The organism is Emcibacter sp. SYSU 3D8 (assembly GCF_039655875.1).
In the GTDB taxonomy this organism is placed as follows: Bacteria; Pseudomonadota; Alphaproteobacteria; order SMXS01; family SMXS01; genus RI-34.
Window position 1 is genome coordinate 497,111 of the sequence record NZ_JBBYXK010000001.1, and the last position, 14,226, is coordinate 511,336.

A 14,226-nucleotide genomic window follows, 5' to 3' on the forward strand; every position below is an offset into this window, starting at 1 on the left:
AGGCAACCTCATTCATACACAACTTTTTTATATCGCGATATACTTCATCAGTGTTTCATGCATATGCCGGATACGCCGCTCGATATGGCTGATCCACAGGCCCTGATAGGCAGATGAGTGCATGCCCTTCTGGATGTGCGGCAGATTTACCGAATCCTGGTCCAGCACAAGACCCAGCGACCGGTCACCGTGTCTGATGTGCTCGTGATCCGGCGCCCGCGGGCGCGTCTCGGCTTTCGTCAGCCGGCGCATGATCGACAGGTCGAAATACATCCGGTTCGGATCGGTCTCATGCGGCCGCTGGCGGAACATCATCAGCCGGTCGGCGAAGATGTTCATCGTGATGTTGGGAAAGACGAAATAGTGATAATCGTCCGACAACTGGTCGTCGCCGAGGCGGTTGTAGTCATAGCCCAACTCCTCCGCCGTCTCGCGCTTGTGGACCTGGAAGGCGCGGCGCACTGCGTCCACCCTGCCCCGGAACGCGGCCGGCTCCATGCCCAGGGCCAGCATGTCGGCGGCCATGATGTCGGGCACCTCCTGCAATTCGCCCACCCTCGGCGCGGGCCGCTGGAACGGGATCAGGTAGCGGCTGTGCCTGTCATAAAGGTCGATCTGCACATCCACGTCGTCGTGCAGATAGGACAGTTCCGGATGGATGCAGGCCGTGTGGTAATATTCGTTGAATGCATCGACCGAGGCCTTCCAGTTGCAGTCCCAGTCGACGGTGAGGTTCATCACCATCGCCATCTTCCCGAACTCGTAGGGATCGAGGTGTTCGGGAATGATGCCCAGATAGTCGCCCAGCGGCTCGGAATCCGGGTTCAGGTTGAACCAGACGAAACCACCCCAGGTATCGGTCTTCACGGCCTTCAGGCTGAGTTGATCTTTCGGACAGCCCTGGGTGAAGTCCTGTTCGTCCGGCACGGCGACCAACCGGCCGGTCAGGTCGTATTCCCAGAAATGGTACGCGCATTGCAGCGTGCGTGAATTGCCGCACTGGTCGAACTTGACCTGGTTTCCGCGGTGGTTGCAGACGTTGTAGAAGGTCCGCGCCTTGCCGTCCTCGCCGCGCACGATCAGCAGCGATTCCGTGCCGATCGACGTGGTGACATAATCGCCCGTTTCCGGAATCTCCTCCTCGCGGCAACCGACCAGCCAAACCCTGGTCCACATGCGCTCCCATTCGAGCCGCATGAACTCGGGCGATATGTAACGGTCCTTCGGGATGATCGCATGGCCCATATCGGGCTCGGGCGCCTTCGCGACGGGCGTGCCGCCCAGCTTCTCGATGCGCGTGATCGCGACCATGAACCGTCTCCCCGTTGCGTTCCATGACCACTGTCGCAAAAAAACAGGCGGCCGACCAGATGGCCGACCGCCTGAATTTGCTGACGATGAAGCCGGCGCTTACGCGTCGTTGGCGTATTCGCCGTTGATGTAATCCATCAGGGTCTTGTGCATGTGGCGGATGCGGCGCTCCTGGCTGGAGATCCACAGGCCCTTGTAAGCCACGGAATTCATGCCCTTCTGCACATGCGGCAGGTTGACCGAATCCTGGTCGAGGACGAGGCCGAGCGAGCGCTCGCCGTGATTGACAAGTTCGTAGTCAGGCAGCGGCGGTACCGGCTTGCCCTTGGGAATCGTCACGAACATCTGCACGTCGTAGTACATCTTGTTCGGGTCGGATTCGTGCGGGCGCTGCCGGAACATCATCATGGATTCTGCCATGACGTTCATCGTGATGTTCGGGAAAATCATGTAGTGATAATCGTCCGACAGCTGGTCATCGTTGAACCCGGAATAGTCGATGCCCATCTTCTCGCCGTTTTCGCGCTTGTATTCCTGCACCGCGCGGCGGATTTCCGGCACCCGGCCCTCGAACTGGGCAGGATCCATGCCGATAGCCCGCAGCTCGTCGGCGAGCGCTTCCGGCACTTCCTGCAGGTCCTCGTTGAGACGCGGGCTGTAGGTCTTGAACGGCACCAGGTAGCGGTTGTGGCGCTCGTACAGGTCGATCTGGATGTCCACGTCGTCGATCGTATAGGACAGTTCCGGATGGATGCACTGGACGTGATACACCTCGTTGAACGCGTCCACCGACGTCTTCCAGTTGCAGTCCCATTTGACGGTGACGTTCATCACCATCGCCATGTTCTCGAAGTGATAGGGATCAAGGTGCTGCGGGATCACGCCCAGATATTCGCTGAGCGGCTCGGCGTCGGGGTTCATGTTGAACCACACGAAGCCGCCCCAGGTTTCGGTCTTGATGGCCTTCAGGCTGAGCTGGTCCTTGGGACAGCCCTGGGTGAAGTCCTGCTCGTCCGGTACGCTGATCAGCTTGCCAGTCAGGTCATATTCCCAGAAATGATAGGCGCATTGCAGGGTGCGGGAGTTGCCGCACTGGTCGAACTTCACCTGGTTTCCGCGGTGGTTGCAGACGTTGTAGAACGTGCGCGCCTTGCCGTCCTCGCCGCGGACGATCAGCAGCGATTCCGGGCCGATCTCGGTGGTGATGTAGTCACCGGTCTCGGGGATTTCCTGTTCGCGGCAGCCAACCAGCCAGACCTTGGTCCACAGCCGGTCCCATTCGAGCTGCATGAACTCCTTGGAAATATAGCGCTCCTTGGGAATGATCTCCGAGCCGAGATTGGGCTCGGGCGCCTTCTCGGCCGGCGTATGAACGCTTTCCTTGACCCGGGTAATCGCAACCATCTTGAACTCCTTCTGAACCTCGTTTCCCCTTGCGGGGCCAGCCGCTTACTCGGCGGCCTTGATATCTTCCCTGAACTGCTCCGGCAGCCCTTCACGGCGTACGGCGCGCGTCTCCATCTCGAAATTGTGCGCATGGCACATATGGTGCAGGGCAATGACCGTGTCCATGGTCGAGCGCTGCCCCATGTTGTCCTGCGCGACGTTGACCGCCTGTTTGGTTAACTTAAGCGCGAACGCCGGTTTTTCCGCAATTCTTTTCGCCATGGCAAGACTGAATTCCTCCAGCTCCGGCCGCGGCACCACATGATTGACCATGCCGAGGCGCCGCGCTTCATCGGCGCTCCACCAATCGGCGGTGAACAGCAGCTCCTTGGCCTTGCGGATACCCAGCTCGTAGGGATGGTTGAAATACTCGACGCCGCAGACGCCCATATTGACCACCGGATCCATGAAGGCGGCATCGTCGCTGGCGATGATGATGTCGCAAACCCAGGCGAGCATCAGGCCGCCGGCGATGCACTTGCCCTGCACCATGGCGATGGTCGGCTTGGGAAAATCGCGCCAGCGGCGGCACATTCCCAGGAACACTTCCTGCTCGAAGCTGTAGCGGCTGTGGACGCCGCCTTCGGTCGAGGGCACCCAGGTGCCGATCGCCGTGTCCTCGCGCGGGCCGAAGCCCCGCAGGTCGTGGCCGGACGAGAAATGCGGCCCCTCGCCGCCGAACAGCACCACCTTGATGTCCTCGTCCCGCGCGGCGAGATCGAAGCAGGCGTTCAAATCATAGGTCAGCCGGTTGTTCTGCGCATTCCGCTGGGCCGGCCGATTCTGCATGATCCGGGCAATGTGCGGCGCCACGACCTCGTAGGTCGCGGTCTCGAATTCCTTCTTCATTCCCATACTCCCAATATGTAGCGCCGCACGCCGAATATCCCCGTCAGAGGGCGACAGCCACCGATTTCACTTCAGTATAGGCCTCGATCCCGTCGAAGCCCATCTCCCGGCCCCAGCCGGATTCCTTGTAGCCGCCGAACGGCAGCGACATGTCGGATGCGCCGTGACAGTTGATCCAGACGCTGCCTGCACGAATCTGCGCCGCCAGACGGTGCGCCCGGCTGATATCGCGGGTCCAGATGCTGGCCGCCAGCCCATAGCGCGTGTCGTTGGCGAGCCGCGCCACTTCGTCCAGGTCGGCCACCGGCTGAACCGTGATCACCGGACCGAAAATCTCCTCGCGGTTGACGCGCATCTCCTGGGTGGTGTTGACCAGGATGGTCGGCTCGATGAAGTAGCCGGAATTGCCAACCCGCTTGCCGCCGCTGGCGATCTCGGCGCCCTCGTCGAGGCCGGCCTGGATCATGGACGACACCTTGTCGTGCTGTTCCTGCGACACCAGCGGCCCCATGCGGGTATCGGCCGCCATGCCGGGACCAACCTTGAACTGCTGCGCCGCAGCCGACAGGCCCTCGACCACGCTGTCGAACGCCGACTTCTCGACGTAGAGCCGGGTGGCGGCGATGCAAACCTGGCCGCTGTTGAAGAACGCCGCGTTGGCGAGGCCAGGCACGGTGCGCTTCATGTCGGCGTCGGCGAAGACGATGGTCGGCGACTTGCCGCCCAGCTCCAGCGTGACCTTCTTCAGGTTGCTCTGGGCGGCCGAGGCGGCGATCAGCCGGCCCACATCGGTCGAGCCGGTGAAGGCGACCTTGTCGACATCGGGATGCGACGAGATCGCCGCGCCGGCGGTGTGGCCGAAGCCGGTGACGATATTGACGACGCCGGGCGGAAACCCGGCCTCGACGATCAGCTCGCCCAGCTTGATGGCGGTCAGCGGCGTCTGCTCGGCGGGCTTCAGCACCACGGTGCAGCCGGTCGCCAGCGCCGGCGCCAGCTTCCACGACGCCATCAGCAGCGGAAAGTTCCACGGCACGATCTGGCCGCAGACGCCGATCGGCTCGCGCCGGACATAGGCGTGGAACTGCTGGAACGGGTTGGACGGCGTCACCGTCTTGCCCTCGATCTTGGTGCAATAGCCGGCGTAGTAGCGGAACGCCTCGGCCGACGACATGACGTCGACCATCTTCGACAGCGAGAACGGCTTGCCGTTGTCCAGCGTCTCCAACTCGGCCAGTTCCTCGATATTGTCCTCGATCAGGTCGGCCAGTTTCCAGATCAGGCGGGCGCGCTTGGACGGCGGCATGGCGGCCCAGTCGGGCGTCTCGAAGGCGCGGCGCGCGGCCTTGACCGCGTCGTCCACATCGGCCTTCTCGGACGCGGCGCAACGGGCGATGACGCCCCCTGTGGCCGGATTGACCACGTCGAAGGTGCCGCCATCGCGGGCGTCGACCCATTCGTTGTTGATCAGGTTCTTGCGGTTCTGGGCGAGGAACGCGCCGACCTTCGGGTTGGTCGCCGCCTGCTCGAGCGCTGCATCCGCCATGGTCTTCTCCACGTCAATACGGGAAGGCAAGGCTTCCCTGTGCCAATGTCTGGAAAAGCCGGCGTGGGTCTTCCCTCCCCACCCTGCTTCGCGCGGCAGTCTACGGCCCGGTCCGGGCAAATTCCATATTTATCGCCTTGCCGGCTTGCTATGGTAGCCGCCGGTTTCCTTGGCAAACTAGGCCATGGACTACAAAAGTCAATCGTGAATGGAAATTTAGGGGAGATTGTTCAATGGTCGGCAAACCCATCATTCCCGCCAGCATGCGGGGCAGTTACGAAGCGTTCCAGTTCGCCCCTGCGACCCGCGTCGGCGACCTGCTGATCCTGTCTGGCCAGATCGGCGTCGGCCCGGACGGCAACGCCATCGCCGATCTGGAGGCCCAGTTCACCCGCGCCTTCGAACAGATCGGCGAGATCCTGCACGAGGCCGGCCTGTCGTTCGACAACATCGTCGACCTGCACACCTTCCATGTGGGTCTCCAGGCGCATCTGGGGAAGTTCATGAAGGTGAAGGCCAAATACATCACCGAGCCGTTCCCGTCCTGGACGGCCATCGGCGTGGTGGAGCTGGCGTTGCCGGGCATCGCCGTCGAGATCAAGGCGACGGCGGCGTACAACTAAAAAAATATCGTCATCCACGCGCCCGCGTGAATGACGATATTTGAGGTAGAGCGCCCTACCCCACCCGCCTCACATGCCCGGCCCAGTACGGCTCCCGCAACTCCTTCTTCAGCAACTTGCCTGAGGGGTTGCGCGGCAGTACGTCGATGAAATCCACCGACTTGGGCACCTTGTAGCCGCCGATGCGGGTGCGGGCGAAGGCGATGAGCTCCGGTTCGGTCACGGCTGCGCCGGGTTCGAGGACCACGACGGCCTTGACCTCCTCGCCCCAACGCTCGCTGGGCACGCCGATCACCGCCACGTCGGAGACGGCCGGGTGGTGCGACAGGGCGCTTTCCACCTCGGCGGGATAGATGTTCTCGCCGCCGGAGACGATCATGTCCTTCACCCGGTCGTGTATGTAGATGAATCCTTCCTCGTCCATGTAGCCGGCGTCGCCCGAATGGTACCAGCCGCCCCGCATGGCCATGGCGGTTTCCTCGGGCATGTTCCAGTAGCCCTTCATCAGCCAGGGCGCCTTGATGAGGATCTCACCCACCTGCCCGCGCGGCAGCTCCTCGTCGTTCCCGTCGCCGATGATCACCTGCGACCCCGGAAACGGGATACCGCAGCTGCGCAGCCGGGGCGAGCCCGCCACGTGCTGCTCCGGCGGCAGGTAGGTGATGGTGCCGCTCGCCTCGGTCATGCCGTAGCGCTGCACGAACGGACAGTTGAAGGTGGCCATGGCGCGCACCAGCACGTCCTCGGGGATCGGCGAGGCGCCGTAATGGACCACGCGGACATGAGAGAAGTCGGCGCCCCTCGCCGCCTCGTGCGACAGCATGGTGCGCAGCACGGCCGGCACCACGAAGACGTTGTTGACCTTGTACTTCTGGATCGCCTCGATGATCGCGCCGGCATCGGCCTGCGCCAGGATCACCTGCGTCGCACCGTGATAGAAGCCCTGGAAGCCCCATCCCGTGCCGCCCACATGGAATACCGGCATGGGGATCATCGCCACCTCGTCATCGCCCCACTGGGCCCAGGCCTCGCCGGTGCTGAGATAGCCCAGCCGCTGGGCGATCAGGCCGGTATGCATGATCTGCACGCCCTTCGGCACGCCGGTGGTGCCGGAGGTATAGAGCTGGACGCAGACATCCTCGGGCACTGACGGCACCACCGGATCGACATCGGACTGCCGGTCGCGCCATGAATCATATTCCTCGAGGCCGTCCTGCGCCGCACCCATGACGATGATCTTGCGGACGCTGCCCGCGTCGATGCGGCGCACCAGGCCAAGGAATTCCGGCTCGACGAACAGGATCTCGGCCTGGGCGTCGCCACAGATATACTCGATCTCCGGCGCCGCCAGGCGCGAGTTGATGGCGACCATCACCACATTGGCCTTGGCCGCGCCGAACAGCAGCTGGAAATAGAGGTCCGAGTTCTTGCCCAGATAGCCGATCCGCCCCTGCGGCCCGACGCCCTCGGCGATCAGGCCGGTGGCGACGCGGGTGCAGTACCGGTCGAACTCGGCCCACGACACCAAGCGGTCCTCGAAGATGGTGCATGTCCGCTGCGGGCGAAGGCGCGCCCAATGGCGCGGAACGTCGGCGAGCACATGGATGCCGTCGATGAGCATCGTAGGATTCCTGCGGGAATTGTCAGTTTGCCTCTATTACGGGGAGCCTCCCGGATGGGCAATAGGCACGTGTGTCTGATCCAAACTCAAATCGTCATCCCGGGATGACGGCTGATGTTTACCCTACCCGCCGTTCACGCCCGGCCCAGTAGGGCTCGCGCAACTCTTTCTTCAGCAGCTTGCCGGAGGGATTGCGGGGCAGGCTCTCGACGAAGTCCACGCTCTTGGGCGTCTTGAACCCGGCGATCTGGGTGCGGGCGAAGTCGATCAGCTCCTGTTCGGTGACATGCGAGCCCGGCTCCTTCACCACCACCGCCTTCACTTCCTCGCCCCAGCGATCACTGGGCACGCCGATCACGGCGATGTCGGCGACGGCCGGATGCTTGGACAGGGCGCTTTCGATCTCGGCAGGATAGATGTTCTCGCCGCCGGAGACGATCATGTCCTTGACCCGGTCGTAGACGTAGATGAAGCCCTCGTCGTCCATGTAGCCGGCGTCCCCCGAATGGTACCAGCCGTCCCGCACCGCCTCGGCCGTGGCCTCCGGCATGTTCCAGTAGCCCTTCATGATGCCGGGCGCCCGGATCATGATCTCGCCGACCTGGCCGGGCAGCTGGGCCTTGCCGTCGGCGTCGCCGATGATGATCTCGATGCCGTGGAACGGGATGCCGCAACTGCGCAGCTTGCTCGAGCCCGGCACATGCACCTCGGGTGGCAGGAAGGTGACCGAGCCGCTGGTCTCGGTCATGCCGTAGAGCTGGACGAACGGGCACTTGAAGGTGGCGAGCGCCCGGACCAGCACATCCTCGGGAATGGGCGACGCGCCGTAGAGCACCACGCGGACATGGGAGAAATCGGCGGTCTTCGACGCCTCGTGCGCCAGCATGAACTGCAGCACGGCGGGAACCACGAACACCTTGGTGACCCGGTGTTTCTGGATGGTCTCGATGATCAGGCCCGGATCGGCCTGGCCCAGGATCACCTGGGTCGCGCCGTTGTAGAAGCCCTGGAAGCCCCAGCCCGTGCCGCCCACATGGAACACCGGCATGGGAATCATGATCACGTCGTCGTCATGCCACTTGCCCCAGTCGCCGGCCAGTTCATCGCCGTAGCGCTGGACGATGAAACCGCGGTTGGGCAATTGCACGCCCTTGGGACGGCCGGTGGTGCCGGAGGTATAGAGTTGGACACAGATGTCCTCGGCGTCGATGGGCAGCATGGGGTCCTCGTCCGGCTGGTCGTCGCGCCAGTCGGCATAGGTCTCCCAGCCATGGCCGCGTCCGGACATGGCCACGAACAGCTTTACCGTCGGCAGCCGGTCCCGGATCTCGCCGATGAGGCCGAAGAACTCCTCCTCGACGAACAGCACCTCGATGCGGGCGTCGTTGACGATGTACTCGACCTCGGGCGGCGCGAGGCGCCAGTTGATGCCGACCATCACCGTGTTCGACTTGGCGGCGCCGAACAGCAGCTGGAAATAAAGGTCCGAGTTCTTGCCCAGATAGGCGACCCGCGTCTGCGGCTCCACGCCTGCCTCGATGATGCCGTTGGCCACCTGGCTGGCGTAGCGGTCGAAGTCCTTCCAGGACACGGTTGCATCCTCGAACACGGTCGCGGCCTTGGCCGGGCGGTGGGCCGCCCAATGGCGCGGGATGTCGGCGAGCACCTGAAGCTCATCGATAGGCATGGTCGGTCCTCATGTAGTGTTCCCCTCGCGCGACTGTACGAAGTCGTCCATGCCGCGGCAACACGCAGCACATCGATTCCGCAAGGCGCCAGCCATCGGGAGCGTCACAGGTGCACCGTTCGCCGGGTCCAGCCGGGCTGGAGCCCGCCCTCAGAACTTTTCGATTTCCAGGTGCAGCTCGCCCAGCCCGTGCAGCAGCGCGTTGGGCAGATAGACCAGTTCCTCGTGTCCCTTGGCCAGTTTCCAGCTCTTGAGTTCGTCGAGAATGATGTTGAACGCGATGTTCAGCTCCTGCCGTGCCAGCACATGACCCAGGCACATATGGATGCCGTAACCGAACGCCAGATGATCGAGGCTGTTCTCGCGCTGCAGGTCCACATCGTTCGGACAGGCGAATACCTGTTCGTCCCGGTTGGCGGAATCCCAGCGGATCATCACCTTGGCGCCGGCGGGAATCATCACGCCGTGAACCTCGGTATCTTCCAGGGCGATCCGCCACATGCCCGCCGACGGGGATTCGAGGCGCAGGATTTCCTCGATGAAGCGGTCGACCAACGTCCGGTCGGCGCGAATCTTCTCCAGAACGTCGGGCCGCTGGACAAGATGCACCATGCCGGCGGCAAGGGTCGCCGTGGTGGTTTCGTTCCCGGCCACCAGGATCTGCTGGATGATCGACAGCATCTCCGGCACGTCGAGCGGTCGCTCACCCTCGATCTGCGCGTGGACCAGCGCCGACACGACATCGTCGGACGGATTGCTCCGGCGTTCCTCGATGCGCTCGGCGAAGTAGCGCTGGAACTCGACGATCTGCTGGGCGATGTAGATGTCCTGCTCGGGCGTGGTGACCAGGGAGAACTGGGCGACGGAGCAGTCGGACCAGTGCTTGAATTTGGGCAGGTCGTCGCGGGAAACGCCCAGCGCGTCGGCGATCACCCAGACCGGCAGCGGCACGGCGACGGCGGCGAAGAAGTCAACCGGCCCGCTCGATGGCAGGTTGGCCATCAGATCGCGGACGATCTCTTCCATATGCGGCCTGAGCTCGCGCACCCGCTTTTCGGAGAACGCCGGATTGACCAGCGCGCGGTAGCGGTTATGGGCCGGCGCATCGCGCGTCAGCATGGTTGCGACACCCGGATAGCCCTTGGCGTATTCCGCCGCCACCCTCGGGTCCGGCTCGGCGGACTGCATCAGTCGGCCGAACTCGCTGGAGAACTGCTTCGGCTTGCGCGCGACCAGTTTCACGTCGGCGTACTGGGTGATGAAATAGACGTCGGCGCCCGGCATCCTGTAGACCGGCGCCTCGGCCCTCGCCTTCTCGTAGAACGCGAAGGGACATTTCATCACCTCCGGATCGAAGAAGTTGAATTCATCTAGGGCCTTGTTCATCGCGTGCTCCCGGCGGATTTTAAGTTCGGCATTGCTGCTTTTATCATGCCGGTCCATCCGTTGCGTTGCATAATCGGCGTGCGCTCGCGCAGAAGGATCGTGCCCTTCTGGCTTCTTGCGTCCAATGTCGGCCTTGGTGCAGGAATAGGCACCCGCGCTTGAAAAGGAGCTTCAAATGACAGTCATCGTCGCCGGAACACTCGAGTTCGATCCCGCCACTGCCGAACAGGCGATCCTCAGCGGACGCAAGCATATCGAGGGCGCCTATACCGAAAAAGGCTGCGTCCATTATGCCTGGACGCTGGACCCGCTCAATCCGGGCCGCGTCTATGTGTTCGAGGAATGGACGACCCAGGAAGACCTGGCCGTTCACCTGGCCGATCACTGGTACACGGACATGGCCGCCCATCTGGGGCAGTCGGGTCTCAAGTCAGCCGACGTGAAGAAGTACCGTGTCGACCTGTCCGAGCCGGTCTACGACCCGCAGGGCAAGCCGCGCGCCGACTTCTTTACCGAGAAATAGCCGCAATCGATCACCGATCACATTGCCGGAACGTGGGCGCACGCAGCGCCTGCGGCCGGCGCCTGCTGCCTGGGGAGAAGATATCGTGGAAGACTTTATCTACGTTGGCATAGTGAGTTGCATTGGTTTGCTCGTCTATTACTTCACCCTGTTCAAGGCCGGCCGTGCCCGGTCGACCTTCAAGGTCAAGGCGCCCTCCCATAGCGGCCCGCCCGAATATGAGTGTTATGTCCGGGCGCATCAGAACACGCTGGAGCATCTGGTGCTGTTCCTGCCCGGCATCTGGCTGTTTGCCTGGGCGGTCGATCCGCTCTGGGCCGCCGGTATCGGCGCGGTCTGGCCGGTGGGCAGGTTGTGGTACGCGTTCGGCTACTACGCCGCGCCGGAGCAGCGCGTCAAAGGCCTGCTGCTGAGCATGCCGCCGATCTATATCCTGGTGCTGGGCTCGCTTGTGGGCTTTGTGCTCAAGCTGATCTGAGGCCGATCGGGCGGCCGGTGGCCGCCCGTCACCACAAGTGCTAGCCGATGCGGATCAGCTGCTTGCCGATGTTCCCGCCGGTGAACAGCCGGATCAGGCCCTTCGGCAGGTTCTCGAAGCCTTCCAGCATGTCGATGCGGTACTTCAGCTTCCCGTCGGCGATCCACTTGCCCATGATCTCGGTCCATTCCTTGTAGCGGTGGGCATGGTCGACGATGATGAAGCCGGTCATGGTGGCGCGGGAATAGACCAGGTTGAAGTAGTTCTTCGGCCCTTCGATGGGGCCGGCCTTGTTGTAGCGCGAGATGCCGCCGCAGATCACGACCCGCGCATTCATGGCCAGGTTGGCCAGCGCGATATCGAGGATCTCGCCACCCACATTGTCGTAATAGATATCAAGGCCCTTGGGGAACAGTTCCATGACCCGCGCGGCGACGTCCTCGCTCTTGTAGTTGATGGCGGCGTCGAAACCGAGTTCGTCGACCAGCCAGCGGCACTTCTCGTCGGAACCGGCGATGCCGACCACCTTCCCCGCGCCCAGTATCTTGGCGATCTGCCCGGCCAGCGAGCCGACGGCGCCCGCCGCGCCCGACACCAGCACATTGCATCCCGGCGTGGGCTTGCCGACCTCGGCCATGCCGTAATAGGCGGTGAAGCCGGTGCCGCCGAACACATAGAGCGCGGCCTCGCCCGCAACCCCGTCCGGTACGCGGCTGACCATGCCCTTGCCGTCGGAAACCATATAGTCCTGGAACCCGAACAGGCCCTGCACCCGCTGGCCCACCGCCCAGTCCGGGTTGTTGGACTCCACCACGGTGCCCACGCCGAGCGCGCGCATCACGTCGCCGATCTGCAGGGGCGCCGCATAATTGGCGCGGTTCTCCATCTGGCCGCGCAGAGCCGGTTCGACAGCCACGATATCCTGGTGGATCAGGAACTCGCCCGGTCCCGGTTCGGGCACCGGAGATTCGACATATTTGAAGTCGCTTTCCTTGACCATGCCCTCCGGCCGGGCGGCGATCAGAAACTGGCGATTGCTGCGGTTGGACATGTCCCGCTCCCCTTCATTCGTGACTGTTGTTTCCGGTCGGGAACGTAGCACGAAAGTGGCTGTCCACAAGGCGAATTGGCTTTCAATCGCGCATACCCTGTTGCCATACTCGCCACCGCGCATAACCACGAAACGGGAGAAAATCATGGGACGCGTTCAGGGAAAGGTTGCCATCGTCACGGGTGCCGCCTCCGAGCCGAGCCTTGGCCGGAGCACCGCCATGGCCCTGGCGCGCGAAGGCGCCAGACTGGTCGTGACGGATATCGACGAAAAGGGCGTCGAGGACTGCGCCCAGAAGATCCGGGACGCGGGCGGCGAAGCCATCGCGCTGCGCCAGGACGTGGTTTCCGAACAGGGCTGGAAGGACGTCATCGCCAGCACCATCGCGACCTATGGCAGGCTCGACGTGCTGGTGAACAACGCCGGCATCGCCGTGCTGAAGCTTCTCGACGAGCTTTCGCTGGATGACTGGAACCGGCAGGTCAACGTCAACCTCACCAGCGTCTTCCTTGGCTGCAAGTACGCGGTTCCCGAAATGCGCAAGGCCGGCGGCGGCTCGATCGTCAACCTGTCGTCGGTGGCGGGTCTGATCGGCCTGCAGCGCTGCGTCGCCTATTCCGCCTCCAAGGGCGGCGTACGCCTGATGACCAAGTCGATCGCTCTCGAGGTCGGCCAGGACAAGATCCGCTGCAATTCCGTGCATCCCGGCGTGATCTGGACCAACATGCAGGCCGGCGCCCGCGACAGCGCCAACAAGCAAGCCGGCCAGGCGGCGACGGCGGGCTTCCCGATTTCCCGCCTGGGCGAACCCGAGGACATCGCCAATTGCGTCCTCTACCTGTCCTCGGACGAATCGAGCTACGTGACCGGCGCCGAATTCACTGTCGACGGCGGCATGACAGCGATGTAAGGGGTCACTTGTTGGGTCCGAGCTGGGCCAGGCACTTGTCCGCAATCCGGTCAACCAGCTTCGAGGCCCTGGTCTCGAAGCGGCGGCCGGCCGTCAGCTTGAAGAAGAACTCGTCCAGATCCTCCTTCGGGACTTCGGCGCGGATGCCCCTCCACTGGCAGCGGCACAGCGCATCGGCGTTGGTGTATTTCTCGCCGATATACTGGGTGCAGATCCTGACATAGCGCTTCTCGTCCCTGGTCTCGCGCGGCTTGACGCCGCAGCCAGCCAGGAGCGCGCCGGCCGTCAGCACCCAGATCGTGAAACGAAACTCTCGAAGCCCCATCCGTTTCCCCAAAAAACGGCACGATTGCGGCAGCTTAGCAGGCATCATCTCAGCCGCGGAAGAAAATCAGGCGGCATGCCGCTACCGCCGCTCGATATGCAGGCGTTGCGCGCATTTGTTGGAAATTCGGGCCATGTACCGGTCCCTCGCGCCTGCCGTGTCCGTCTGCAACGCCCTCAGACGTCGCAACATCTCCATCCGGCTTTCCCCGCGTACTTCTTCCCACAGGCACGTGCACAGGCCCGCGGCCTTGCTCACATGGACGTTGAACGCAGCGACACATTGTCCGTGGAACTCGGCCTCGATCTCGTTGAATTTCTGGTCGGTCATGTCCAATCCGCGAACCACGACAAACACCAGACCGGCGCCAAGCACCGCCACCACGAGAACGGAAACCAGGGTTTTGCCAAACATCGCGCGCCGGTCACAAAAAGAAGGGAGCCATGTGGCTCCCTTCCGATCCTGAAATG

Annotated in this window: 14 protein-coding genes; 4 read left to right on the forward strand and 10 right to left on the reverse strand. The window is 63.1% G+C overall.

Annotated features, from left to right (window positions below):
* Positions 1-27 precede the first annotated feature (27 nt).
* The 4 genes from WJU21_RS02465 to WJU21_RS02480 all read right to left on the reverse strand — a co-directional run bounded on the left by WJU21_RS02465 (position 28) and on the right by WJU21_RS02480 (position 5,152).
* Positions 28-1,311: an aromatic ring-hydroxylating dioxygenase subunit alpha gene (locus tag WJU21_RS02465; RefSeq protein WP_346321788.1), complete on the reverse strand. Its 1,284-nt coding sequence runs from the start codon at positions 1,309-1,311 to the stop codon at positions 28-30.
* Between the two features lie 99 nt (positions 1,312-1,410).
* Positions 1,411-2,715: an aromatic ring-hydroxylating dioxygenase subunit alpha gene (locus WJU21_RS02470; protein ID WP_346321789.1), complete on the reverse strand. Its 1,305-nt coding sequence runs from the start codon at positions 2,713-2,715 to the stop codon at positions 1,411-1,413.
* 45 nt (positions 2,716-2,760) lie between these two features.
* On the reverse strand, positions 2,761-3,606 hold the full coding sequence (locus tag WJU21_RS02475) for an enoyl-CoA hydratase (protein ID WP_346321790.1): 846 nt from the start codon (positions 3,604-3,606) through the stop codon (positions 2,761-2,763).
* A gap of 43 nt (positions 3,607-3,649) precedes the next feature.
* Positions 3,650-5,152, reverse strand: a complete 1,503-nt coding sequence (locus WJU21_RS02480) for an aldehyde dehydrogenase family protein (RefSeq protein WP_346321791.1) — start codon at positions 5,150-5,152, stop codon at positions 3,650-3,652.
* Between the two features lie 233 nt (positions 5,153-5,385).
* Here WJU21_RS02480 and WJU21_RS02485 point away from each other — a divergent pair, with 233 nt between their 5' ends.
* Positions 5,386-5,775: a RidA family protein gene (locus WJU21_RS02485; RefSeq protein ID WP_346321792.1), complete on the forward strand. Its 390-nt coding sequence runs from the start codon at positions 5,386-5,388 to the stop codon at positions 5,773-5,775.
* A gap of 55 nt (positions 5,776-5,830) precedes the next feature.
* Here the strand turns inward: WJU21_RS02485 and WJU21_RS02490 are convergent, their stop codons facing one another.
* The 3 genes from WJU21_RS02490 to WJU21_RS02500 all read right to left on the reverse strand — a co-directional run bounded on the left by WJU21_RS02490 (position 5,831) and on the right by WJU21_RS02500 (position 10,469).
* On the reverse strand, positions 5,831-7,396 hold the full coding sequence (locus tag WJU21_RS02490) for a long-chain-fatty-acid--CoA ligase (protein ID WP_346321793.1): 1,566 nt from the start codon (positions 7,394-7,396) through the stop codon (positions 5,831-5,833).
* A gap of 118 nt (positions 7,397-7,514) precedes the next feature.
* Complete coding sequence (locus WJU21_RS02495; RefSeq protein ID WP_346321794.1) at positions 7,515-9,083, reverse strand: fatty acid--CoA ligase; 1,569 nt, start codon at positions 9,081-9,083, stop codon at positions 7,515-7,517.
* 150 nt (positions 9,084-9,233) lie between these two features.
* The gene (locus tag WJU21_RS02500) at positions 9,234-10,469 is read right to left on the reverse strand and encodes a cytochrome P450 (RefSeq protein WP_346321795.1); all 1,236 of its coding nucleotides are present in this window, start codon (positions 10,467-10,469) and stop codon (positions 9,234-9,236) included.
* A gap of 175 nt (positions 10,470-10,644) precedes the next feature.
* Between WJU21_RS02500 and WJU21_RS02505 the strand changes: the two genes are divergently transcribed.
* Positions 10,645-10,992, forward strand: coding sequence for an antibiotic biosynthesis monooxygenase (locus WJU21_RS02505; protein ID WP_346321796.1), 348 nt, complete (start codon positions 10,645-10,647; stop codon positions 10,990-10,992).
* Between the two features lie 85 nt (positions 10,993-11,077).
* Entirely contained in the window at positions 11,078-11,470 is a 393-nt protein-coding gene (locus tag WJU21_RS02510; protein ID WP_346321797.1) for an MAPEG family protein, read from the forward strand.
* 40 nt (positions 11,471-11,510) lie between these two features.
* On the opposite strand, the gene WJU21_RS02515 is transcribed toward WJU21_RS02510, so the two are convergent.
* The gene (locus WJU21_RS02515) at positions 11,511-12,521 is read right to left on the reverse strand and encodes an NADP-dependent oxidoreductase (protein ID WP_346321798.1); all 1,011 of its coding nucleotides are present in this window, start codon (positions 12,519-12,521) and stop codon (positions 11,511-11,513) included.
* A gap of 145 nt (positions 12,522-12,666) precedes the next feature.
* On the opposite strand from WJU21_RS02515, the gene WJU21_RS02520 reads away from it, so the two are divergent.
* Positions 12,667-13,431: a glucose 1-dehydrogenase gene (locus WJU21_RS02520; protein ID WP_346321799.1), complete on the forward strand. Its 765-nt coding sequence runs from the start codon at positions 12,667-12,669 to the stop codon at positions 13,429-13,431.
* A 4-nt stretch (positions 13,432-13,435) separates the two neighbouring features.
* Here the strand turns inward: WJU21_RS02520 and WJU21_RS02525 are convergent, their stop codons facing one another.
* Both WJU21_RS02525 and WJU21_RS02530 read right to left on the reverse strand, forming a co-directional pair.
* Entirely contained in the window at positions 13,436-13,756 is a 321-nt protein-coding gene (locus tag WJU21_RS02525; RefSeq protein WP_346321800.1) for a hypothetical protein, read from the reverse strand.
* Positions 13,757-13,837: 81 nt separating this feature from the next.
* Complete coding sequence (locus WJU21_RS02530; protein ID WP_346321801.1) at positions 13,838-14,170, reverse strand: hypothetical protein; 333 nt, start codon at positions 14,168-14,170, stop codon at positions 13,838-13,840.
* Positions 14,171-14,226 lie beyond the last annotated feature (56 nt).

What these genes read in the sequence shown, in the direction of transcription:
- WJU21_RS02485 (WP_346321792.1), top strand. Translation starts at nt 5,386, where the DNA reads ATGGTCGGCAAACCCATCATTCCCGCCAGCATGCGGGGCAGTTACGAA.
- WJU21_RS02480 (WP_346321791.1), bottom strand. Translation starts at nt 5,152, where the DNA reads ATGGCGGATGCAGCGCTCGAGCAGGCGGCGACCAACCCGAAGGTCGGC.
- WJU21_RS02465 (WP_346321788.1), bottom strand. Translation starts at nt 1,311, where the DNA reads ATGGTCGCGATCACGCGCATCGAGAAGCTGGGCGGCACGCCCGTCGCG.
- WJU21_RS02520 (WP_346321799.1), top strand. Translation starts at nt 12,667, where the DNA reads ATGGGACGCGTTCAGGGAAAGGTTGCCATCGTCACGGGTGCCGCCTCC.
- WJU21_RS02490 (WP_346321793.1), bottom strand. Translation starts at nt 7,396, where the DNA reads ATGCTCATCGACGGCATCCATGTGCTCGCCGACGTTCCGCGCCATTGG.
- WJU21_RS02475 (WP_346321790.1), bottom strand. Translation starts at nt 3,606, where the DNA reads ATGAAGAAGGAATTCGAGACCGCGACCTACGAGGTCGTGGCGCCGCAC.
- WJU21_RS02495 (WP_346321794.1), bottom strand. Translation starts at nt 9,083, where the DNA reads ATGCCTATCGATGAGCTTCAGGTGCTCGCCGACATCCCGCGCCATTGG.
- WJU21_RS02505 (WP_346321796.1), top strand. Translation starts at nt 10,645, where the DNA reads ATGACAGTCATCGTCGCCGGAACACTCGAGTTCGATCCCGCCACTGCC.
- WJU21_RS02525 (WP_346321800.1), bottom strand. Translation starts at nt 13,756, where the DNA reads ATGGGGCTTCGAGAGTTTCGTTTCACGATCTGGGTGCTGACGGCCGGC.
- WJU21_RS02530 (WP_346321801.1), bottom strand. Translation starts at nt 14,170, where the DNA reads ATGTTTGGCAAAACCCTGGTTTCCGTTCTCGTGGTGGCGGTGCTTGGC.
- WJU21_RS02470 (WP_346321789.1), bottom strand. Translation starts at nt 2,715, where the DNA reads ATGGTTGCGATTACCCGGGTCAAGGAAAGCGTTCATACGCCGGCCGAG.
- WJU21_RS02515 (WP_346321798.1), bottom strand. Translation starts at nt 12,521, where the DNA reads ATGTCCAACCGCAGCAATCGCCAGTTTCTGATCGCCGCCCGGCCGGAG.
- WJU21_RS02500 (WP_346321795.1), bottom strand. Translation starts at nt 10,469, where the DNA reads ATGAACAAGGCCCTAGATGAATTCAACTTCTTCGATCCGGAGGTGATG.